We start from the raw sequence: 21,551 nt of genomic DNA on the forward strand, positions 1-21,551 counted from the left end.
ATGAGCAAGATCCTCATCCGTGGTGCGAAGGTGCTGGGCGGCGAGGTCCAGGACGTCCTGATCGACGGCGAGACGGTCGCGGCCGTCGGCACCGGGCTCTCCGACGAGGGCGCCCAGGTGATCGACGCGGCGGGCCAGATCCTGCTCCCCGGCCTGGTCGACCTCCACACCCATCTGCGCGAGCCGGGCCGCGAGGACTCCGAGACCGTCCTGACCGGCACCCGGGCCGCCGCGCGCGGCGGCTACACCTCGGTGTTCGCCATGGCCAACACCTTCCCGGTCGCCGACACCGCCGGCGTCGTCGAGCAGGTCTGGCGCCTGGGCCGCGAGCACGGCTACTGCGACGTGCAGCCCATCGGCGCCGTCACCGTCGGCCTGGAGGGCAAGCAGCTCGCCGAGCTCGGCGCGATGCACGACTCGGCCGCGGGCGTCACCGTCTTCTCCGACGACGGCAAGTGCGTCGACGACGCCGTGATCATGCGCCGCGCCCTGGAGTACGTGAAGGCCTTCGGCGGCGTCGTCGCCCAGCACGCCCAGGAGCCGCGCCTGACCGAGGGCGCCCAGATGAACGAGGGCGTCGTCTCCGCCGAGCTCGGCCTCGGCGGCTGGCCGGCCGTCGCGGAGGAGTCGATCATCGCGCGCGACGTGCTGCTCGCCGAGCACGTCGGCTCCCGGGTGCACATCTGCCACCTCTCCACGGCCGGCTCGGTCGAGATCGTCCGCTGGGCCAAGTCGCGCGGCATCGACGTCACCGCCGAGGTCACCCCGCACCACCTGCTCCTCACCGACGAGCTGGTCCGCTCGTACAACCCGGTCTACAAGGTGAACCCGCCGCTGCGCACCGAGGCCGACGTGATGGCGCTGCGCGAGGCGCTCGCGGACGGCACGATCGACATCGTCGCCACCGACCACGCCCCGCACCCGCACGAGGACAAGGACTGCGAGTGGGCCGCGGCCGCCATGGGCATGGTGGGCCTGGAGACCGCGCTCTCCGTCGTCCAGCACACGATGGTCGACTCTGGCCTGATGAACTGGGCCGACGTCGCCGACCGCATGTCGGTCAAGCCCGCCAGGATCGGCGGCGCCGAGGACCACGGCCGCCCCGTCTCGGCAGGCGAGCCCGCCAACCTGACCCTGGTGGATCCGGCATACCGTGGTCCCGTGAACCCCGCGGGCTTCGCCTCCCGCAGCCGCAACACCCCCTACGAGGGCCGTGAGCTGCCGGGGCGCGTCACCCACACCTTCCTGCGGGGCAGGGCGACGGTCGTGGACGGGAAGCTGGCATGACACCTGCACTCTTCAATCTCGGCGTACAGACGCTGGCCGCCGAGCAGAAGTCGGCCGAGGTGACGCACTGGGGGGCCCGGATCGCCTGGGTCGTCGGCGTGCTGATCTTCATCGGCTTCGTGTACTGGCTGATGCGCCAGGGCTGGAAGTGGCGCGGCACCCTCCAGTCGGACCTGCCGGAGCTGCCCGCCGTGCCCAAGGCGACCGGCCCGGCGACACTGAGCATGAGCGGTCGCTACCACGGCTCCACCACGGCCGGGCAGTGGCTCGACCGGATCGTCGCGCACGGTCTGGGTGTGCGCAGCAAGGCCGAGCTCACCCTGACGGCCGAGGGAGTGGACGTCGTACGCCCCGGGGCGAACGACTTCTTCATCCCGGCCGACGCGCTGCGCGAGGCCCGGTCCGAGAAGGCCATCGCCGGAAAGGTCCTCCCGGAGGGCGGCCTGCTGGTCGTCACCTGGGCGCACGGCGACAAGCTGATCGACTCGGGCTTCCGCTCCGACCGGGCGTCCGAGCACGCCGCCTGGATCGAGGCCATCAACTCCATGAACCACCCCACCACCACGACGGAAGGCGCCGCACGATGACGACCTCCACCAGGGGAGCCAAGGCTCCCGCAGTACTCGTCCTGGAGGACGGCCGTACGTTCCACGGCCGCGCCTACGGGGCCGTGGGGGTGACCTTCGGCGAGGCCGTGTTCTCCACCGGCATGACCGGCTACCAGGAGACCCTCACCGACCCGTCGTACCACCGCCAGGTCGTCGTGATGACCGCGCCGCACGTCGGCAACACCGGCGTCAACGACGAGGACCCCGAGTCGCAGCGGATTTGGGTCGCCGGCTACGTCGTGCGCGACCCCGCGCGCGTGCCCTCCAACTGGCGCGCCAAGCGCTCGCTCGACGAGGAGCTGCGCAAGCAGGGCGTCGTCGGGATCTCCGGGATCGACACCCGCGCGCTCACCCGCCATCTGCGCGAGCGCGGCGCGATGCGCGTCGGCATCTTCTCCGGCAACGCGCTGCCCGACGCGGGCACCATGCTCGCCGAGGTCCGCCAGGCCCCCGAGATGTCGGGCGCCGACCTCTCCGCCGAGGTCGCCACCAAGGAGACGTACGTCGTCCCGGCGATCGGCGAGAAGAAGTTCACCGTGGCCGCCGTGGACCTCGGCATCAAGGGCATGACCCCGCACCGGATGGCCGAGCGCGGCATCGAGGTGCACGTGCTGCCCGCCACCGCCACGGCCGAGGACGTGTACGCGGTCAACCCGGACGGCGTGTTCTTCTCCAACGGCCCCGGCGACCCGTCCACCGCCGACGGCCCGGTCTCCGTGATGAAGGCCGTCCTGGAGCGGAAGACCCCGCTGTTCGGCATCTGCTTCGGCAACCAGATCCTGGGCCGCGCGCTCGGCTTCGGCACGTACAAGCTGAAGTACGGCCACCGCGGCATCAACCAGCCCGTGCAGGACCGCACGACCGGCAAGGTCGAGGTCACCGCGCACAACCACGGATTCGCCGTCGACGCCCCGCTCGACAAGGTCTCCGACACCCCCTTCGGCCGCGCCGAGGTCTCCCACGTCTGCCTCAACGACAACGTGGTGGAGGGCCTCCAGCTGCTCGACCAGCCGGCCTTCAGCGTCCAGTACCACCCCGAGGCAGCAGCGGGTCCGCACGACGCGGCGTACCTGTTCGACCGCTTCGTAGAGCTCATGGAGGGCCAGCGTGCCTAAGCGCACCGATATCCAGTCCGTCCTGGTGATCGGCTCCGGTCCGATTGTGATCGGTCAGGCTGCGGAGTTCGATTACTCGGGTACCCAGGCGTGCCGTGTCCTCAAGTCCGAGGGCCTGCGGGTGATCCTGGTGAACTCGAACCCGGCGACGATCATGACTGATCCGGAGATCGCGGATGCCACGTATGTGGAGCCGATCACCCCCGAGTTCGTCGAGAAGATCATCGCGAAGGAGCGCCCCGACGCGTTGCTGCCGACGCTGGGCGGGCAGACCGCGCTGAACACCGCGATCTCCATGCATGAGCAGGGGGTGCTGGAGAAGTACGGTGTCGAGCTGATCGGTGCCAATGTCGAGGCGATCAACAAGGGTGAGGACCGCGACCTGTTCAAGGGTGTCGTCGAGGCGGTCAAGGCGAAGATCGGTTACGGCGAGTCGGCCCGCTCGGTGATCTGCCACTCGATGGACGACGTCCTGGCGGGTGTGGACACCCTCGGCGGCTACCCGGTGGTGGTGCGTCCCTCCTTCACCATGGGCGGCGCCGGTTCCGGCTTCGCGCATGATGAGGAGGAGCTGCGCCGCATCGCCGGCCAGGGCCTGACGCTCTCGCCGACCACCGAGGTGCTCCTGGAGGAGTCGATCCTGGGCTGGAAGGAGTACGAGCTGGAGCTGATGCGCGACACCAAGGACAACGTGGTCGTCGTCTGCTCGATTGAGAACTTCGACCCGATGGGTGTGCACACCGGTGACTCGATCACGGTGGCCCCGGCGATGACGCTGACCGACCGGGAGTACCAGCGGCTGCGCGACATCGGCATCGCGATCATCCGTGAGGTCGGCGTCGACACGGGCGGCTGCAACATCCAGTTCGCGATCGACCCGGCCGACGGCCGGATCATCGTGATCGAGATGAACCCGCGGGTGTCGCGTTCCTCGGCGCTGGCGTCGAAGGCCACCGGCTTCCCGATCGCGAAGATCGCCGCGAAGCTGGCCATCGGCTACACGCTGGACGAGGTCCCCAACGACATCACCGAGAAGACCCCGGCCTCCTTCGAGCCGTCCCTCGACTACGTCGTCGTCAAGGCCCCGCGCTTCGCCTTCGAGAAGTTCCCGCTGGCCGACGCCACCCTCACCACCACGATGAAGTCGGTGGGCGAGGCGATGGCCATCGGCCGCAACTTCACCGAGGCGCTGCAGAAGGCCCTGCGTTCGCTGGAGAAGAAGGGCTCGCAGTTCACCTTCACCGGCGAGGCGGGCGACAAGGACGAGCTGCTGCGCACCGCCGTACGCCCGACCGACGGCCGCATCAACACGGTCATGCAGGCGATCCGGGCCGGCGCCACCCCCGGGGAGGTCTTCGAGGCGACGAAGATCGACCCGTGGTTCGTCGACCAGCTGTTCCTGATCAAGGAGATCGCCGACGAGCTGGCCGCCGCCGCCAAGCTGGAGCCCGAGCTGCTGGCCGAGGCCAAGCGGCACGGCTTCTCCGACGCCCAGATCGCCGGGATCCGGGGCCTGCGCGAGGACGTGGTCCGCGAGGTGCGCCACGCCCTGGGCGTGCGCCCGGTCTACAAGACGGTCGACACCTGCGCCGCCGAGTTCGCCGCGAAGACCCCGTACTTCTACTCCTCCTACGACGAGGAGTGCGAGGTCGCCCCGCGCGAGAAGCCCGCGGTGATCATCCTGGGCTCCGGCCCGAACCGGATCGGCCAGGGCATCGAGTTCGACTACTCCTGCGTCCACGCCTCCTTCGCCCTGAGCGAGGCGGGCTACGAGACGGTGATGGTCAACTGCAACCCGGAGACCGTCTCCACCGACTACGACACCTCCGACCGCCTCTACTTCGAGCCGCTCACTCTGGAGGACGTGCTGGAGATCGTGCACGCCGAGTCGCTGGCCGGCCCGATCGCCGGCGTCATCGTCCAGCTCGGCGGGCAGACCCCGCTGGGCCTGGCGCAGGCCCTCAAGGACAACGGCGTCCCGGTGGTGGGCACCCCGCCCGAGGCCATCCACGCCGCCGAGGACCGCGGCGCCTTCGGCCGGGTCCTTGCCGAGGCCGGGCTGCCCGCTCCCAAGCACGGCACCGCCACTGCCTTCGCGGGTGCGAAGGCGATCGCGGACGAGATCGGCTACCCGGTGCTGGTGCGCCCCTCGTATGTGCTGGGCGGGCGCGGCATGGAGATCGTCTACGACGAGGCGCGCCTGCAGTCCTACATCGCGGAGTCCACCGAGATCTCCCCGACCCGTCCGGTGCTGGTCGACCGGTTCCTGGACGACGCGATCGAGATCGACGTGGATGCCCTCTACGACGGCAGCGAGCTCTACCTCGGCGGTGTCATGGAGCACATCGAGGAGGCCGGCATCCACTCCGGCGACTCGGCGTGCGCGCTGCCCCCGATCACGCTCGGCGGCTTCGACATCAAGCGGCTGCGTGCCTCCACCGAGGCGATCGCCAAGGGTGTGGGCGTGCGCGGCCTGATCAACATCCAGTTCGCGATGGCCGGGGACATCCTCTACGTGCTGGAGGCCAACCCGCGCGCCTCGCGCACGGTGCCCTTCACCTCGAAGGCGACCGCGGTGCCGCTGGCCAAGGCCGCCGCCCGGATCAGCCTGGGTGCCACCATCGCCGAGCTGCGGACCGAGGGCCTGCTGCCGAAGACGGGTGACGGCGGCACGCTGCCGCTGGACGCGCCGATCTCGGTCAAGGAGGCGGTGATGCCCTGGAGCCGCTTCCGTGACATCCACGGCCGCGGTGTCGATACCGTGCTGGGTCCGGAGATGCGCTCGACCGGCGAGGTCATGGGTATCGACTCGGTTTTCGGGACTGCCTATGCCAAGTCGCAGGCGGGTGCTTATGGCCCGCTGCCCACCAAGGGCCGTGCGTTCATCTCGGTCGCCAACCGCGACAAGCGCTCGATGATCTTCCCGGCGCGTGAGCTCGTGGCCCATGGTTTCGAGCTCCTGGCCACCTCCGGCACCGCCGAGGTCCTCAAGCGCAACGGCATCAACGCCACCGTCGTGCGCAAGCAGTCCGAGGGCGAGGGCCCGGGTGGTGAGAAGACGATTGTCCAGCTCATCCACGACGGCCAGGTCGACCTCATCGTCAACACCCCCTACGGCACCGGCGGCCGCCTCGACGGCTACGAGATCCGCACCGCCGCCGTCGCCCGCAGCGTCCCCTGCCTGACCACCGTCCAGGCCCTGGCCGCCGCCGTCCAAGGCATCGACGCCCTCAACCACGGTGACGTGGGCGTCCGTTCGCTCCAGGAACACGCGGAACACCTGACCGCGGCCCGCGACTAGCAACCGCCCGAGGGGGACACCGGAATCCGGTGTCCCCCTCCGCATGAGGACTCCGACATGTACAAGCTGTTCTTCAACCTGGTCTTCAAGCGGATGGACCCGGAGCAGGCCCACCACATGGCCTTCCGCTGGATCCGCCTCGCCGCCCGGATCCCCGTCCTGCGCACCTTCGTCGCGGCCGCGCTCGCACCCCGCTACGAGGAGCTGCGCACCGAGGCGTTCGGCCTGCGGATGCACGGCCCGTTCGGCCTCGCCGCGGGCTTCGACAAGAATGCCGTGGCCATCGACGGCATGTCGATGCTCGGCTTCGACCACATCGAGATCGGCACGGTCACCGGCGAGGCCCAGCCCGGCAACCCCAAGAAGCGGCTGTTCCGGCTGGTCCAGGACCGCGCCCTGATCAACCGCATGGGCTTCAACAACGAGGGCTCGGCGGCGGTCGCCGAGCGGCTCGCGGCCCGCAAGGCCGTGTTCCGTACGACCGTCGGCGTCAACATCGGCAAGACGAAGGTCGTCCCCGAGGCGGACGCCGCCGCCGACTACGTGAAGTCGACCGAGCGGCTCGCCGCGCACGCCGACTACCTCGTGGTGAACGTGTCCTCGCCCAACACGCCCGGCCTTCGCAACCTCCAGGCGACCGAGTCGCTTCGGCCGCTGCTCACCGCGGTGCGCGAGGCCGCCGACCGCACGGTGACCTCCCGGCGGGTGCCGCTGCTCGTCAAGATCGCCCCGGACCTCGCGGACGAGGACGTCGACGCCGTCGCCGACCTCGCGGTCGAGCTCGGCCTGGACGGCATCATCGCCACCAACACCACCATCGCGCGCGAGGGCCTCGGCCTGAAGTCGGACCCGGCGCTCGTGAAGGAGACCGGCGGCCTCTCCGGCGCCCCGCTCAAGGAGCGCTCCCTGGAGGTCCTGAGCCGCCTCTACGCGCGCGTGGGCGACTCGATCACCCTGGTGGGCGTCGGCGGCATCGAGACGGCCGAGGACGCCTGGCAGCGGATCCTCGCCGGGGCCACCCTCGTCCAGGGCTACAGCGCCTTCATCTACCAGGGCCCCTTCTGGGGCCGGGCGATCCACAAGGGCCTCGCGGCCCGGCTCGCCGCCTCCCCGTACGCCACCCTCGCCGAGGCCGTCGGCGCCGAGACCCGAAAGGCCGTGAAGTAGTGACTCTCCCCTTCGGCGCGCGGCTGCGCCACGCCATGGACGAGCGCGGTCCGCTCTGCGTCGGCATCGACCCGCACGCCTCGCTGCTCGCCGACTGGGGCCTGAGCGACGACGTGGCGGGCGTGGAGCGGTTCTCCCGTACGGTCGTCGAGGCCCTGGCCGAACGCGTGGCCGTCTTCAAGCCGCAGGCGGCGTTCTTCGAGCGCTTCGGCTCGCGCGGCATCGCGGTCCTGGAGCGGACCGTCGCGGACGCCCGCGCGGCCGGCACGCTGGTCCTGATGGACGCCAAGCGCGGCGACATCGGCTCCACCATGGCCGCGTACGCCGAGACCTTCCTGCACAAGGACGCGCCGCTGTTCTCCGACGCGCTCACCGTCTCGCCCTACCTCGGCTACGGCTCCCTCAGGCCCGCCGTGGAGCTGGCCCGCGAGAGCGGCTGCGGGCTCTTCGTGCTCGCCCTGACCTCCAACCCGGAGGGCGCGGAGGTGCAGCGCGCGGTGCGCGAGGACGGCCGCACGATCGGCGCGACCATGCTGGCGCACCTGGCGGACGCGAACGCGGACGCGACCCCGATGGGCTCGTTCGGCGCCGTGGTCGGGGCGACCCTCGGCGATCTGTCGTCCTTCGACCTCGACATCAACGGGCCGCTGCTCGCTCCGGGCATCGGGGCGCAGGGCGCGACCGCCGCGGACCTTCCGGCGGTGTTCGGCGCGGCCGTCCGCAATGTGGTCCCGAACGTCAGCCGGGGTGTTCTGCGTCACGGTCCCGACCTCGCGGGACTGCGGGATTCGGCCGCCCGTTTCGCGGACGAGATCCGCACGGCGGTGGCCTCGGCCTAGCGGTGTGCGGGCTCTTCGCGAGAGTCCGCGCGCCAAAGGTTGACGCAATCCTTACCCAAAACCGGGGTGTTATGTCGCGAATGTCCTGGTCGGCAGAGGCTGACCAGGACTTTTCGTCTGTTCTCGCTGACTGGAGCGGTCCTGGCCGCTAGTCTCCGACGAGAGCAGAGACGAGCGAACGGGCATTGTCCGTCGTTCGTTGCTCGCCTGGTGTGGGGCGACTAGGTTCCTCACCGGTCCGTATCCGACAGTTCGACATCCGAGGTGACGTAGGCGTGGCTCTTCCGCCCCTTACCCCTGAACAGCGCGCAGCCGCGCTCGAAAAGGCCGCCGCGGCTCGCCGGGAGCGGGCCGAGGTCAAGAATCGACTCAAGCACTCCGGCGCCTCCCTCCACGAGGTCATCAAGCAGGGCCAGGAGAACGACGTCATCGGCAAGATGAAGGTCTCCGCCCTGCTCGAGTCCCTGCCCGGTGTGGGCAAGGTCCGGGCCAAGCAGATCATGGAGCGGCTGGGGATCTCCGAGAGCCGCCGAGTGCGGGGTCTCGGCTCCAACCAGATCGCATCCCTTGAGCGCGAGTTCGGCGGCTCCGGGGCCTGACGTCCCGGGCACCCCCGGGAAGCTGGAATAATCGCTGCATGGCAGCTTCACTCCGGGGGTCATCCCCCGTACCCCCGGACGCACGTCCGCGGCTGACCGTGCTCTCCGGCCCCTCCGGGGTCGGCAAGAGCACGGTCGTCGCTCATATGCGCAAGGTTCACCCCGAGGTCTGGCTCTCGGTGTCGGCGACGACCCGCAAGCCGCGCCCCGGCGAGCGCCACGGCGTTCACTACTTCTTCGTGGACGACGAGGAGTTCGACAAGCTCGTCGCCAACGGCGAGCTCCTCGAGTGGGCCGAGTTCGCGGGCAACCGCTACGGCACGCCGCGCCGCGCCGTCCTGGACCGACTGGAGGCCGGCGAGCCGGTCCTCCTGGAGATCGACCTCCAGGGCGCCCGGCTGGTGCGCGAGTCGATGCCCGAGGCCCAGCTCGTCTTCCTGGCCCCGCCGAGCTGGGACGAGCTGGTCCGCCGGCTCACCGGCCGCGGGACCGAGGCGCCCGAGGTCATCGAGCGCCGGCTGGCCGCCGCGAAGGTGGAACTGGCCGCCGAGTCGGAGTTCGATACGACCCTGGTCAACACCTCCGTCGAGGATGTAGCACGCGAGCTGCTAGCCTTGATGAAAGTTGTTTGATCTTTTTCCCCCTTCGGAAGGCAGACGTGTCCTCTTCCATCACCACGCCCGAGGGCATCATCAACCCGCCGATTGATGAGCTGCTCGAAGCAACCGACTCGAAGTACAGCCTCGTGATCTACGCCGCCAAGCGCGCGCGCCAGATCAACGCGTACTACTCGCAGCTCGGTGAGGGCCTGCTGGAGTACGTCGGCCCGCTGGTGGACACCCACGTCCACGAGAAGCCGCTCTCCATCGCGCTTCGCGAGATCAACGCGGGTCTGCTGACCTCCGAGGCCATCGAGGGCCCGGCCCAGTAAGGCCTCCGTTTCGTGTGACCACAGGCCCGGCAGAGCGACTGCCGGGCCTGTGGTGTGTCATAGGGGAGTACGTATCCGAATGCGGGGAGACGCGGTGGACAAGCCGAAGGTCGTTCTGGGGGTCAGCGGCGGGATCGCCGCCTACAAGGCGTGCGAGCTGCTGCGACGGCTGACCGAGTCCGGGCACGACACCCGCGTGGTGCCGACCGCGTCGGCGCTCAACTTCGTGGGCGCGGCCACCTGGTCCGCGCTCTCCGGGCACCCGGTCTCCACCGAGGTCTGGAACGACGTGCACGAGGTGCCGCACGTGCGGATCGGCCAGGAGGCCGACCTCGTGGTGGTCGCCCCCGCCACCGCCGACATGCTGGCCAAGGCGGCCCACGGCCTCGCCGACGACCTGCTCACCAACACCCTGCTCACCGCGCGATGCCCGGTGGTCTTCGCCCCGGCGATGCACACCGAGATGTGGGAGCACCCCGCCACCCAGGAGAACGTGGCGACGCTGCGCCGCCGGGGCGCGGTCGTCATCGAGCCCGCGGTGGGCCGCCTCACCGGCGTCGACACCGGCAAGGGGCGTCTGCCCGAGCCCGCCGAGATCTTCGAGGTGTGCCGCAGGGTGCTCGCGCGGGGCACCGCCGAGCGGGATCTGGAGGGCCGCCACGTGGTGGTCAGCGCGGGCGGCACGCGCGAGCCGCTGGACCCGGTCCGCTACCTGGGGAACCGTTCCTCCGGGAAGCAGGGGTACGCCCTGGCCCGCACCGCCGTGGCCCGGGGCGCCCGGGTCACGCTGATCGAGGCCAACACCGGGCTGCCCGACCCGGCCGGGGTGGACGTCGTCCGGGTGGGCACCGCTGTTCAACTGCGGGAGGCGGTGTTGAAGGCCGCCTCGGACGCGGACGCGGTGGTCATGGCGGCAGCCGTGGCCGATTTCCGGCCGGAGTCGTACGCCGCCGGAAAGATCAAGAAGAAGGACGGGCAGGAGCCCGCGCCGCTCGCCCTGGTCCGCAACCCGGACATCCTCGCCGAGCTCTCCGCCGACCGGCCGCGCCCGGGCCAGGTGGTCGTCGGCTTCGCCGCCGAGACCGACGACGTCCTTGCCAACGGCCGCCAGAAGTTGCAGCGAAAGGGCTGTGACCTGCTGGTTGTCAACGAGGTGGGGGAGCGCAAGACCTTCGGCTCGGAGGAGAACGAGGCGGTCGTGCTGGCCGCCGACGGAGCCGAGACCCCGGTTCCGTACGGGCCCAAGGAAGCGCTCGCGGACGTGGTGTGGGATCTCGTCGTCCCGCGTTTCGCATAAATTCACGTTCACCCGTGAGGCTGCCCCAAACCCGCCAAATTCCGGTCCCCCGGCCCCTGGCGAGGGCCGATCTTCGTACCGCAGAATGCGGTGTCGCAGGTCACAGTGCTTTCAATGTGCGAGACAAGTGGCCCGGCGACCGGTACCGACCGATAAACTGGTGGTGGAACGACGCCGGGCGCAGCCCCCGGCCCGTCCCACCCATGATCAGCCAGCAGCCGCTGCAACCCCAGGGAGCATTGTGTCCCGTCGTCTGTTCACCTCGGAGTCCGTGACCGAGGGTCACCCCGACAAGATCGCTGACCAGATCAGCGACACGATCCTCGACGCGCTCCTGCGCGAGGACCCGACGTCCCGTGTCGCCGTGGAGACCCTGATCACCACGGGTCTGGTCCACGTCGCGGGCGAGGTCACGACCAAGGCGTACGCGCCGATCGCCCAGCTCGTCCGGGACAAGATCCTGGAGATCGGGTACGACTCGTCGAAGAAGGGCTTCGACGGCGCGTCCTGTGGCGTCTCGGTCTCCATCGGCGCGCAGTCCCCCGACATCGCGCAGGGCGTCGACACGGCGTACGAGAAGCGGGTCGAGGGCGATGAGGACGAGCTCGACAAGCAGGGCGCCGGCGACCAGGGCCTGATGTTCGGCTACGCGTGCGACGAGACGCCCGAGCTGATGCCGCTCCCGATCCACCTGGCGCACCGCCTCTCGCGCCGCCTGTCCGAGGTGCGCAAGAACGGGACCATCCCCTACCTGCGCCCCGACGGCAAGACCCAGGTCACCATCGAGTACGACGGCGACAAGGCCGTCCGCCTCGACACGGTCGTCGTCTCCTCGCAGCACGCGTCCGACATCGACCTGGACTCCCTCCTCGCGCCCGACATCCGCGAGTTCGTCGTCGAGCACGTGCTCAAGCAGCTCGTCGAGGACGGCATCAAGCTGGACACCGACGGCTACCGCCTGCTGGTCAACCCGACCGGACGCTTCGAGATCGGCGGCCCGATGGGCGACGCCGGTCTGACCGGCCGCAAGATCATCATCGACACGTACGGCGGCATGGCCCGCCACGGCGGCGGCGCCTTCTCGGGCAAGGACCCGTCCAAGGTCGACCGCTCCGCGGCGTACGCGATGCGCTGGGTCGCCAAGAACGTCGTCGCCGCCGGCCTCGCGGCCCGCTGCGAGGTCCAGGTCGCGTACGCGATCGGCAAGGCCGAGCCGGTCGGTCTCTTCGTCGAGACCTTCGGCACCGCCACGATCGACACGGACAAGATCGAGCACGCCATCGCCGAGGTCTTCGACCTCCGCCCGGCCGCGATCATCCGCGACCTCGACCTGCTCCGCCCGATCTACGCCCAGACCGCCGCGTACGGCCACTTCGGCCGCGAGCTCCCCGACTTCACCTGGGAGCGCACGGACCGCGTGGACGCGCTGCGCAAGGCCGCGGGCCTGTAACCCACCCGGCTTCCCGACGGCCCCGGACCACTGCGGTCCGGGGCCGCGGTGCGTCCGGGCCCGGGCCGCTGTCAGTGCCGTCTGGTAGGAATTTGGCTGTGAGCAGCGAGAACGAGAAGCCGGGTGGGGGCGCCGAGGGGGGCGGGGCGGAGCAGCTCGCGCTTATTCGGGAGACCGTGCGCAAGGCCAAGGTGCCCAAGGCCAAGCCGCGGACCTGGCGCGGGGCCGCGCTGGCCAAGGGGCTGCCCGTGGCGCGGGTCGTGGTGGACAAGGGCGGCGTCCACCTCGACCGGTACTTCGACTACGCCGTGCCACAGGAGCTGGACGCGGACGCGCAGCCGGGGGTGCGGGTGCGGGTGCGGTTCGGGGCCGGGGCGCGCAACGTGCAGGGCGGGCGCCGGGAGGGCGGCGGGCTGATCGACGGGTTCGTGGTCGAGCGCCTGGCCGAGTCCGACTACTCGGGTCCGCTCGCAGCCCTCGCCAGCGTCGTTTCGCCGGAGCGGGTGCTCAGCCCCGAGACGCTGGCCCTGGCCCGGGCGGTCGCCGACCGGTACGCGGGCAGCCTGGCGGACGTGCTGCAGCTCGCGGTGCCGCCGAGGAACGGACGGGCCGAGGCGAAGCCCTCGCCGGAGCCGCCGGGGGCGCCGCCGGTACCGGACGCGGGGACGTGGGTGCGGTACGGGAACGGGGGCGCGTTCCTGCGCGCGCTGGCCGCGGGCGGGGCGCCGCGCGCGGTGTGGACCGCGCTGCCCGGGGCGTCCTGGGCCGACGAGATCGCCCGGGCCGTCGCGGCCACCCTCGCGGGCGGGCGCGGCGCGCTGGTCGTGGTGCCCGACGGGCGCAGCGCCGGGCGGGTCGACGCCGCGCTCACCGCGCTGCTCGGCGAGGGGCGGCACGCGCTGCTCACCGCCGAGTCCGGCCCGGAGAAGCGGTACCGGCAGTGGCTCGCCGTGCGGCGGGGCTCGGTGCGGGCCGTGGTCGGGACGCGGGCCGCGATGTTCGCCCCGGTCGAGAAGCTCGGCCTCGTCGTCGTCTGGGAGGACGGCGACTCCAGCCACAGCGACGACCACGCGCCCTTCCCGCACGTCCGCGAGGTCCTCGAACTGCGCGCCACCCACGACAAGTGCGCGTTCCTGCTGGGCAGTACGAGCTGTACGGTCGAGGCCGCCCAGCTCGTCGAGAGCGGCTGGGCGGCGCCGCTGGTGGCGGACCGGGCCACCGTACGGGCGGCGGCGCCGCTGGTGCGCACGGTCGGCGACGGCGAGCTGGCCCGGGACGAGGCGGCGCGCGCCGCCCGTCTGCCCAGCCTCGCCTGGCAGGTCGTGAGGGACGGACTGAAGAGCGGCCCGGTCCTGGTCCAGGTGCCCCGGCGGGGATACGTACCCCGGCTGTCCTGCGAGCGGTGCCGGACGCCCGCGCGCTGCCGGCACTGCTCCGGGCCCCTGGAGGCGCCGGACGAGCGGGACCTGAAGTGCGGCTGGTGCGGGCGCGGCGAGCCGCAGTGGCGCTGCGCGGAGTGCGGCGGCGTACGGCTGAGGGCGCGGGTCGTGGGGGCGCGCCGGACCGCCGAGGAGCTCGGCCGGGCGTTCCCCGCGGTGCCGGTACGGACGTCCGGGCGCGACCACGTGCTGGACAGCGTGCCCAGGCGGCCCGCGCTCGTCGTCTCCACGCCCGGCGCCGAGCCGGTCGCCGAGGGCGGTTACGCGGCGGCGCTGCTCCTCGACGGCTGGGCGATGCTCGGGCGGCCCGATCTGCGCGCCGGTGAGGAGGCCCTGCGGCGCTGGATCGGCGCGGCCTCGCTGGTGCGCGGCCAGGACGAGGGCGGCACGGTGGTGGTGGTCGCCGAGCCGACCCTGCGGCCGGTCCAGGCCCTGGTCCGCTGGGACCCGGTCGGCCACGCCCTGCGCGAGCTGGCCGAGCGGGCCGAGCTGGGCTTCCCGCCGGTCTCCCGGATGGCCGAGGTCCTGGGCCGCCCGGAGGCGGTCGAGGCGTTCCTGACGGGCGCTCAGCTGCCGTCCGACGCGCAGGTGCTCGGTCCGGTCCCGGTGCGGCCGAGCGAGCCGGGCCGGGCCCGGCGCCCCGGCGACCCGCCGGTGGGGGAGACCTGGGAGCGGGCCCTGCTCCGGGTGCCACCGGGCAGCGGCTCGGCCCTGGCGGCCGCGCTGAAGACCGCGCAGGCGGGACGGCTGGCGCGCGGGGGCGGCGACCCGGTGCGGATCAGGGTGGATCCGCCGGACATCGGCTGAGGGGCGGCTCGGCGAGCGGGGTGCGCGGTCTGGGTCGACGGCGATGCGGAACCACTGGGCGGGGGCGGCTCGGCGAGCGGGGTGCGCGGGCGGGCCGCCGTGGGTGGCGGCCCGGCTCCCTGAACCCCGCGCCGTCGCACCCGGGGCGCCCCGCCCCGTACGCCCTGCGGAGGCGCGCACGCGAAAGACAGGTGCCCCCGGCGCACATCAGGTGCGGCGAGGGCACGGAAGAGGGCGTGCGGTCAGCCGTTGCGCGGGCCCGGGAACGCCGTCGTACGGGCCTCCTCGCGCAGCGACTGCGTGGTCGCGGTCGGCTGGGGCGGCATCGAGCGCGCGGCCGGCACCGCGGGGATCCCGGCGGGGACCGGCAGGGTGCGGGTCACGGTCGCCTCGGCCGGGCGCTCGGCCTCGGCGGTCTGCGCGGCGGCCCGCCGCGCCCCGTAACGCCGGTGCACCGCCTGCTTGGTGACCCCGAGCGCCGAACCCACCGCGTCCCACGAGAAGCCCAGGGAGCGGTCGAAGTCCACCGCCGCGGTCACCAGGGTCTCCACGCTGTCCCGCAGCTCCTGGGCGAGCCGGACGGTGGGGGCGGGAGCCCTGCCGTAGACGACGAAGCCCGTGGACGGGCCGGAGCGGCGCGGACGGTAGACGTTGCCGAGCTGGGCGGTGAGGGTGCGCAGCGCGTCCACCTGCCGGCGGACCCGCTCGATGTCCCGCACCAACAGGTGCAGACTGGCCCGTGCCTGGGCGTCGTGGGTTGCGTGGTCGGCCATGAACAAGCCTCTCGAACCGGCGTTGTTGAAAAGGGATCGGGCCGCACGCGCGGCCCGTTTCGGTCAATCTCTCTTGACCAACGCGCCACCTGCTCTTGTGGTCACGCTGCGGGGGCGTATGGGCATATGCACAGGGCGCGCCGGGCCGCGCACGCCCCTGTCCCCGTACCGCGGGCGAAACCCCCGACGGGACAGCCGGTGGCACGGCCGGGACACCCAACCGGCGGGCCGGGACACCCAATAGACTGGCGTCGCTCTCTACAAAGCGAGGTACCCCCCAGTGAAGCTCGTCTTCGCAGGCACCCCCGAGGTCGCCGTTCCCGCCCTGGACGCCCTGATCGCCTCCGGCCGGCACGAGGTCGCCGCCGTGGTGACCCGGCCCGACGCGCCCGCCGGACGCGGCCGCCGGCTGGTGGCCAGCCCCGTCGCCCAGCGCGCCGAGGAGGCCGGCATCGAGGTGCTGAAGCCGGTGAAGCCGCGCGACGAGGACTTCCTGGCGCGGCTGCGCGAGATCGCCCCCGACTGCTGCCCGGTCGTCGCCTACGGGGCGCTGCTCCCGCAGGTGGCGCTCGACATCCCGGTCCACGGCTGGGTGAACCTGCACTTCTCGCTGCTCCCCGCCTGGCGCGGCGCCGCCCCTGTCCAGCACGCGCTGATGGCGGGCGACGAGATCACCGGAGCCTCGACGTTCCAGATCGAGCGCGGGCTCGACTCGGGTCCGCTGTACGGGACGGTGACCGAGGTCGTCCGCGCCACCGACACCAGCGGCGACCTGCTGACCCGGCTCGCGTTCGCCGGTTCAGGGCTGCTCGCCGCGACCATGGACGGCATCGAGGACGGCTCCCTCAAGGCCGTTCCGCAGCCCGCCGACGGGATCACCCTCGCCCCGAAGATCACCGTCGAGGACGCGCAGATCGACTGGTCCGCCCCGGCGCTGCGGGTCGACCGCGTGGTGCGCGGCTGCACCCCGGCCCCGGGTGCCTGGACCGTCTTCCGCGGCGAGCGGCTCAAGCTCGTCCAGGCGGTGCCGGTCCCGGACCGCACGGACCTGGCGCCGGGCCGGCTGTCGGCCGGCAAGAACAACGTGTACGTCGGCACCGGCTCGCACGCGGTCGAGCTGCTCTGGGTCCAGCCCCAGGGCAAGAAGCCGATGAAGGGCGCGGACTGGGCGCGGGGCGTGCGCATCGCCCCGGACGAGCACGTCGGCTGAGCCCGCGCCCCCACCCGGGCGCGCCGACCCGGGTGGGGGCGCGCGGTGAAGAGTCGTACGCTGGTCGGGTTCGCACCATCTGACCAGCGGAGCACCTTTCACGTGAACGATCAGCCGCGTAGCCGTCCCCGGAACAGCGACGGCAAGGGCGGCGGCAAGCCGTACCGCCGCCCCAAGAAGGACCCCGTCCGCATCCTCGCCTTCGAGGCGCTGCGCGCCGTCGACGAGCGGGACGCGTACGCCAACCTCGTACTGCCGCCGCTGCTGCGCAAGGCCCGCGAGGGCGGGAACTTCGACGGGCGCGACGCGGCGCTCGCCACCGAGCTCGTCTACGGCACGCTGCGCCGCCAAGGCACCTACGACGCGATCATCGCGGCCTGCATCGACCGGCCGCTGCGCGAAGTGGACCCGCCGGTCCTCGACGTGCTCGCGCTCGGCGCGCACCAGTTGCTCGGCACCCGCATCCCGAGCCACGCGGCGGTCTCCGCCAGCGTCGAGCTCGCCCGTGTGGTGCTCGGCGACGGCCGGGCCAGGTTCGTCAACGCGGTACTGCGCAAGATCGCGGCGGAGGACCTGGACGGCTGGCTGGAGAAGGTCGCGCCCCCGTACGACGAGGACGCCGAGGATCATCTCGCGATCGTGCATTCGCATCCGCGATGGGTCGTCTCGGCGCTCTGGGATGCCTTGGGCGGCGGCCGCGCGGGCATCGAGGACCTCCTGGAGGCCGACAACGAGCGGCCCGAGGTGACCCTGGTCGCCCGCCCCGGCCGGTCCACCACCGACGAGCTGATGGACGCGCTCGGCGAGGAGGGCGCGCTGCCCGGCCGCTGGTCGCCCTATGCCGTACGGATGGCCGAGGGCGGCGAGCCGGGCGCGCTGGACGCCGTGAAGGACGGCCGGGCCGGTGTGCAGGACGAGGGCAGCCAGCTGGTGGCCGTCGCACTCGCGAACGCACCGATCGAGGGCCGGGACGAGCGCTGGCTGGACGGCTGCGCGGGTCCCGGCGGCAAGGCGGCGCTGCTCGCCGCCCTCGCCGCCGAGCGCGGAGCCGCCCTGCTCGCCTCCGAGAAGCAGCCGCACCGGGCCCGGCTGGTGGAGCGCGCGCTCGCCGGGAACCCCGGCCCGTACCAGGTGATCGCGGCCGACGGCACCCGGCCGCCGTGGCGGGAGGGCTCCTTCGACCGGGTCCTGATGGACGTGCCGTGCTCCGGGCTCGGCGCGCTGCGCCGCCGCCCCGAGGCCCGCTGGCGCCGCCGTCCCGAGGACCTGGAGGGCTTCGCGCCGCTCCAGCGCGCGCTGCTGCGCGAGGCGCTCTCGGCGGTCCGGGTGGGCGGTGTGGTCGGTTACGCGACCTGCTCGCCGCACCTCGCCGAGACGCGGATCGTGGTGGAGGACGTGCTCAAGGGCCGGGGCGGGGCTCCCGTCGAGGCCGAGTGGATCGACGTACGGCCGCTGATGGCGGGCGTCGCGGGCCTGGGCGAGGGCCCCGACGTACAGCTGTGGCCGCATCTGCACGGGACGGACGCGATGTATCTGGCGCTGCTGCGGCGCACGGCGTGAGAGAAGGGCCCGGAGTCGCAACTCCGGGCCCTTTTCGGTTGGTTGGCGCCACTCGGCTAGTCGGTGGCCGTCCCCGCGCTCACCGGGCCCTCCTCCGGGTCCCGCGACAGCCGGTGCGGCCACCACACCCGCCGTCCCACGTCCAGGAACAGCGAGGTCACCAGGATCGAGCGGACGATGAAGGTGTCGAGCAGGACGCCCAGCGCCACCGCGAAGCCGATCTCGGCGAAGGCCACCATCGGCAGGGTGCCGAGCACCGCGAAGGTGCCCGCCAGGACCAGGCCCGCCGAGGTGATCACGGCGCCGGTGGCGGCCAGGGCCGTCACGACACCCCGGCGGGTGCCCTGGCGGGCCGCCTCCTCGCGGATGCGGGTGGACAGGAAGATGTTGTAGTCGATGCCCAGGGCCACCAGGAAGACGAAGACGAAGAGCGGGAAGTCGGTGGACTCGCCCGCGTAGTCGAAGAGATGGCGGAAGGCGAGCGCGCTGATGCCGAGCGCCGCCGCGAACGACAGCACCACCGTCGCGATCAGCAGCAGCGGCGCGACCAGCGCCCGCAGCAGGATCGCCAGGACGCACAGCACCACCAGCAGCACCAGCGGGATGACCAGCTTGTTGTCGTGCGTGGTGGCCTTCTCCATGTCCAGGACCGCGGCCGTGCCGCCGCCCACCCGGGCGTGCGCGCCGGGCACCGCGTGGACCGCGTCCCGCACCCGCTCGACGGTCGCGTGCGCGGCGTCGCTGTCCGGCCTCGCGGTCATGGTGGCTTCGAGCAGGACCCGGCCGTCGTGCTCGGCCGCGGTGCCCGGTGGCACCCCGATCGACGCGGGCACCACGCCGTCGGTGGCCGCGACGACCCGGCGTACCTCCGCCGCCTTGTCGGCCGCCGTGACGATCACCAGGGGATCGCCGCTGCCCGCCGGGAAGTGCCTCGCCTGCACCTCGGCGCCCACGATCGAGTCCGGTCTGCCGGTGAACGAGTCCGCGTTGCTCAGACCGTTCGCCTTCAGCTGGAGCAGCCCGAGCGAGCACGCCGCGAGCACCACGGCGGTCGTCACCCAGACCGTACGCGGCCGGGCGGCGATGCGGCGGCCGGTGTGGGCCCAGACCCCGCGTGCGGTCGGGTCCGGGGAGCCGAAGACGGGCTTGGCCGGCCAGAAGATCCACCGGCCGAAGATCACCAGGAGCGCCGGGAACAGGGTGAGCATGGCGAGCAGCGCGACCGCGACGCCGATGGCCGCGACCGGGCCGAGGCCCTTGGTGGAGTTCATCTCGGCCACCGTCAGGACCAGCATGCCGAGGACGACCGTGGCGCCGCTGGCGAGGACCGCGGGCCCGGCCCGGTGCAGGGCGAGCGCCATCGCCTCGTGGCGGTCCTCGTGGCGGCGCAGCTCCTCGCGGTAGCGGGAGACGAGCAGCAGCGCGTAGTCGGTGCCCGCGCCGAAGACCAGCACGGTGAGGATGCCCGCGCTCTGGCCGTTGACGGTCAGGCCCGCGTGCCGGGCCAGCAGATAGATCAGCGCCTGCGCGGCGGAGAGCGCCCAGACCACGGAGATCACCGGCACCAGGAGCAGCGTGGGACTGCGGTACGTGATCAGCAGCATCACCACGACCACCGCGAGCGCCGAGAAGAGCAGGGTGGAGTCGATGCCGGAGAAGGCCTTGGCGAAGTCGGCGGAGGTGCCGCCCGGGCCGGTGATGTGCACCTGGAGCCCGCTGTCGCCGGTGCCCGACCGGTCGCGCAGCCGGTCCACCGCGTCCGCGATGTGGTTCCAGCCGTTCTTGTCCATCTTGATCGGCACGAGGATCTGCGCGGCCGTCGCGCCGGCGTCGAACTGCGGGCCCTGGACGCGGGCGCCCTGGATCCCGTCCGCGCTCATCGCGCGCATCGCCGTCGCGTCGGCGCCGATCTTCTGCCTGTCGGCGACGGTGAGGCCGTCGTCGCGCGCGTAGACGACGATCGCCGGGATCTCCTCCGGCCTGAACGCCTTGGCGGAGTCGAAGACTTGGGTGGACTCGGCGCTGCCGGGCAGCCAGGAGGTGGCGTCGTTGTCCTGGGCGTCGGTGAGCTTCTGCGCGAGCGGGAAGGCGACCGCGACCACGATCAGCCAGAGGACGAGCACCAGCCATTTGGTGCGGCGACCGCATACCAGCCACGCGACTCCGCGGGGGCCGGGGCCCTGCCCGGTCGCCGCGGGGCGTTCTCCGCTGTGGTCAGGGTGGTTGCGCGCGTCGGACATCACGTCCCCCAGGGGCCCGCGGTCGGCGCGGGATGCCGCTCCCGAAATGGCCTGAAACACCAGGATTACACGGAGTCTTCCGCTCCGGCGAGTCGTAGGAGAGACGTAGGTCTCGCCTCCCGGGGGCCCCGTATCCGTACCGTGGCAGGCAAGTGCTGCGAGGCATGGCAGGCTTGGGGCATGGCTCAGATCAACCCCAGCATTCTCTCCGCCGACTTCGCACGGCTCGCCGAAGAGGCCAAGGCCGTCGAAGGCGCCGACTGGCTGCACGTGGACGTCATGGACAACCACTTCGTGCCGAACCTCACGCTCGGCGTGCCGATCGTGGAATCCCTGCGCCGGGCGACGGAGACCCCGCTGGACTGCCATCTGATGATCGAGGACCCGGATCGATGGGCCCCGCAGTACGTCGAGGCGGGGGCCGGATCGGTCACCTTCCACGCGGAGGCCGCCGCCGCGCCGGTGCGGCTCGCGCGGGAGATCCGGGCCAAGGGGGCGCGGGCGTCGATGGCGCTCAAGCCCGCGACGCCCATCGAGCCGTACGAGGACCTGCTGCCCGAGCTGGACATGCTGCTCATCATGACCGTGGAGCCGGGCTTCGGCGGCCAGCCGTTCCTGGACGTGATGCTGCCGAAGATCCGCCGCACCCGGGAGCTGATCTCCAAGCACGGCCTGGAACTGTGGCTCCAGGTGGACGGCGGGGTCTCCGCGACGACCATCGAGCGGTGCGCGGAGGCGGGCGCGGACGTCTTCGTGGCCGGGTCGGCCGTATACGGAGCGAAGGACCCCGCCGACGCGGTGCGTACCCTGCGCTCCATGGCGGAACGGAGCACGGCGAGCGCCCCATGGGCATGCGGCCACTGAGCCACGGCTCGGTGAACGCGGCCCTACGGGGCTGATCAAGGACCGTTGGATCTGACAGGATGAA

17 protein-coding genes are annotated in these 21,551 nt (G+C 72.1%); 15 read left to right on the forward strand and 2 right to left on the reverse strand.

Going from position 1 to position 21,551, the window contains the following annotated elements; genetic code table 11:
* The 12 genes from QIY60_RS24525 to QIY60_RS24580 all read left to right on the forward strand — a co-directional run bounded on the left by QIY60_RS24525 (position 1) and on the right by QIY60_RS24580 (position 14,840).
* Positions 1-1,287: a dihydroorotase gene (locus tag QIY60_RS24525; RefSeq protein WP_283144352.1), complete on the forward strand. Its 1,287-nt coding sequence runs from the start codon at positions 1-3 to the stop codon at positions 1,285-1,287.
* Positions 1,284-1,874, forward strand: coding sequence for a hypothetical protein (locus tag QIY60_RS24530; RefSeq protein WP_283144353.1), 591 nt, complete (start codon positions 1,284-1,286; stop codon positions 1,872-1,874). Before QIY60_RS24525 ends, QIY60_RS24530 begins: the two co-directional genes overlap by 4 nt.
* The gene (gene carA, locus QIY60_RS24535) at positions 1,871-3,010 is read left to right on the forward strand and encodes a glutamine-hydrolyzing carbamoyl-phosphate synthase small subunit (RefSeq protein WP_283144354.1); all 1,140 of its coding nucleotides are present in this window, start codon (positions 1,871-1,873) and stop codon (positions 3,008-3,010) included. Before QIY60_RS24530 ends, carA begins: the two co-directional genes overlap by 4 nt.
* A complete protein-coding gene (gene carB / locus QIY60_RS24540; RefSeq protein ID WP_283144355.1) occupies positions 3,003-6,311 on the forward strand; it encodes a carbamoyl-phosphate synthase large subunit in 3,309 nt (1,102 codons plus the stop codon). Before carA ends, carB begins: the two co-directional genes overlap by 8 nt.
* A 57-nt stretch (positions 6,312-6,368) precedes the next feature.
* On the forward strand, positions 6,369-7,478 hold the full coding sequence (locus QIY60_RS24545) for a quinone-dependent dihydroorotate dehydrogenase (protein ID WP_283144356.1): 1,110 nt from the start codon (positions 6,369-6,371) through the stop codon (positions 7,476-7,478).
* Entirely contained in the window at positions 7,478-8,317 is an 840-nt protein-coding gene (gene pyrF / locus QIY60_RS24550; protein ID WP_283144357.1) for an orotidine-5'-phosphate decarboxylase, read from the forward strand. The genes QIY60_RS24545 and pyrF overlap by 1 nt, the downstream gene beginning before the upstream one ends.
* A gap of 275 nt (positions 8,318-8,592) precedes the next feature.
* Positions 8,593-8,916: an integration host factor gene (locus QIY60_RS24555; RefSeq protein ID WP_016638838.1), complete on the forward strand. Its 324-nt coding sequence runs from the start codon at positions 8,593-8,595 to the stop codon at positions 8,914-8,916.
* Between the two features lie 38 nt (positions 8,917-8,954).
* A complete protein-coding gene (gene gmk / locus QIY60_RS24560) occupies positions 8,955-9,548 on the forward strand; it encodes a guanylate kinase (RefSeq protein WP_283144358.1) in 594 nt (197 codons plus the stop codon).
* A gap of 26 nt (positions 9,549-9,574) precedes the next feature.
* On the forward strand, positions 9,575-9,847 hold the full coding sequence (rpoZ, locus tag QIY60_RS24565) for a DNA-directed RNA polymerase subunit omega (protein WP_003970369.1): 273 nt from the start codon (positions 9,575-9,577) through the stop codon (positions 9,845-9,847).
* Between the two features lie 79 nt (positions 9,848-9,926).
* Entirely contained in the window at positions 9,927-11,144 is a 1,218-nt protein-coding gene (gene coaBC, locus QIY60_RS24570) for a bifunctional phosphopantothenoylcysteine decarboxylase/phosphopantothenate--cysteine ligase CoaBC (RefSeq protein ID WP_283144359.1), read from the forward strand.
* Positions 11,145-11,385: 241 nt separating this feature from the next.
* The gene (metK, locus tag QIY60_RS24575) at positions 11,386-12,594 is read left to right on the forward strand and encodes a methionine adenosyltransferase (protein WP_101387364.1); all 1,209 of its coding nucleotides are present in this window, start codon (positions 11,386-11,388) and stop codon (positions 12,592-12,594) included.
* A 98-nt stretch (positions 12,595-12,692) separates the two neighbouring features.
* Positions 12,693-14,840: a primosomal protein N' gene (locus QIY60_RS24580; RefSeq protein ID WP_283144360.1), complete on the forward strand. Its 2,148-nt coding sequence runs from the start codon at positions 12,693-12,695 to the stop codon at positions 14,838-14,840.
* A gap of 242 nt (positions 14,841-15,082) precedes the next feature.
* On the opposite strand, the gene QIY60_RS24585 is transcribed toward QIY60_RS24580, so the two are convergent.
* Positions 15,083-15,613, reverse strand: coding sequence for a hypothetical protein (locus QIY60_RS24585; protein ID WP_101387362.1), 531 nt, complete (start codon positions 15,611-15,613; stop codon positions 15,083-15,085).
* Between the two features lie 280 nt (positions 15,614-15,893).
* Between QIY60_RS24585 and fmt the strand changes: the two genes are divergently transcribed.
* Together fmt and QIY60_RS24595 are read left to right on the forward strand one after the other, a co-directional pair.
* Positions 15,894-16,823, forward strand: coding sequence for a methionyl-tRNA formyltransferase (fmt, locus tag QIY60_RS24590; RefSeq protein WP_283144361.1), 930 nt, complete (start codon positions 15,894-15,896; stop codon positions 16,821-16,823).
* A 102-nt stretch (positions 16,824-16,925) separates the two neighbouring features.
* Complete coding sequence (locus tag QIY60_RS24595) at positions 16,926-18,383, forward strand: transcription antitermination factor NusB (protein WP_283144362.1); 1,458 nt, start codon at positions 16,926-16,928, stop codon at positions 18,381-18,383.
* A 56-nt stretch (positions 18,384-18,439) separates the two neighbouring features.
* Here QIY60_RS24595 and QIY60_RS24600 read toward each other — a convergent pair whose 3' ends face one another.
* Complete coding sequence (locus QIY60_RS24600) at positions 18,440-20,506, reverse strand: MMPL family transporter (RefSeq protein WP_283144363.1); 2,067 nt, start codon at positions 20,504-20,506, stop codon at positions 18,440-18,442.
* Between the two features lie 297 nt (positions 20,507-20,803).
* Between QIY60_RS24600 and rpe the strand changes: the two genes are divergently transcribed.
* Complete coding sequence (gene rpe, locus QIY60_RS24605) at positions 20,804-21,487, forward strand: ribulose-phosphate 3-epimerase (protein ID WP_101387358.1); 684 nt, start codon at positions 20,804-20,806, stop codon at positions 21,485-21,487.
* Positions 21,488-21,551: the final 64 nt, after the last annotated feature.

The organism is Streptomyces sp. BPTC-684, from assembly GCF_030028635.1.
In the GTDB taxonomy this organism is placed as follows: Bacteria; Actinomycetota; Actinomycetes; order Streptomycetales; family Streptomycetaceae; genus Streptomyces; species Streptomyces noboritoensis.

Bases quoted from the DNA above. Each gene is read 5' to 3' on its own strand.
- QIY60_RS24525 (WP_283144352.1), top strand. From the start codon at position 1: ATGAGCAAGATCCTCATCCGTGGTGCGAAGGTGCTGGGCGGCGAGGTC.
- QIY60_RS24530 (WP_283144353.1), top strand. From the start codon at position 1,284: ATGACACCTGCACTCTTCAATCTCGGCGTACAGACGCTGGCCGCCGAG.
- carA (WP_283144354.1), top strand. From the start codon at position 1,871: ATGACGACCTCCACCAGGGGAGCCAAGGCTCCCGCAGTACTCGTCCTG.
- QIY60_RS24545 (WP_283144356.1), top strand. From the start codon at position 6,369: ATGTACAAGCTGTTCTTCAACCTGGTCTTCAAGCGGATGGACCCGGAG.
- gmk (WP_283144358.1), top strand. From the start codon at position 8,955: ATGGCAGCTTCACTCCGGGGGTCATCCCCCGTACCCCCGGACGCACGT.
- coaBC (WP_283144359.1), top strand. From the start codon at position 9,927: ATGCGGGGAGACGCGGTGGACAAGCCGAAGGTCGTTCTGGGGGTCAGC.
- QIY60_RS24585 (WP_101387362.1), bottom strand. From the start codon at position 15,613: ATGGCCGACCACGCAACCCACGACGCCCAGGCACGGGCCAGTCTGCAC.
- rpe (WP_101387358.1), top strand. From the start codon at position 20,804: ATGGCTCAGATCAACCCCAGCATTCTCTCCGCCGACTTCGCACGGCTC.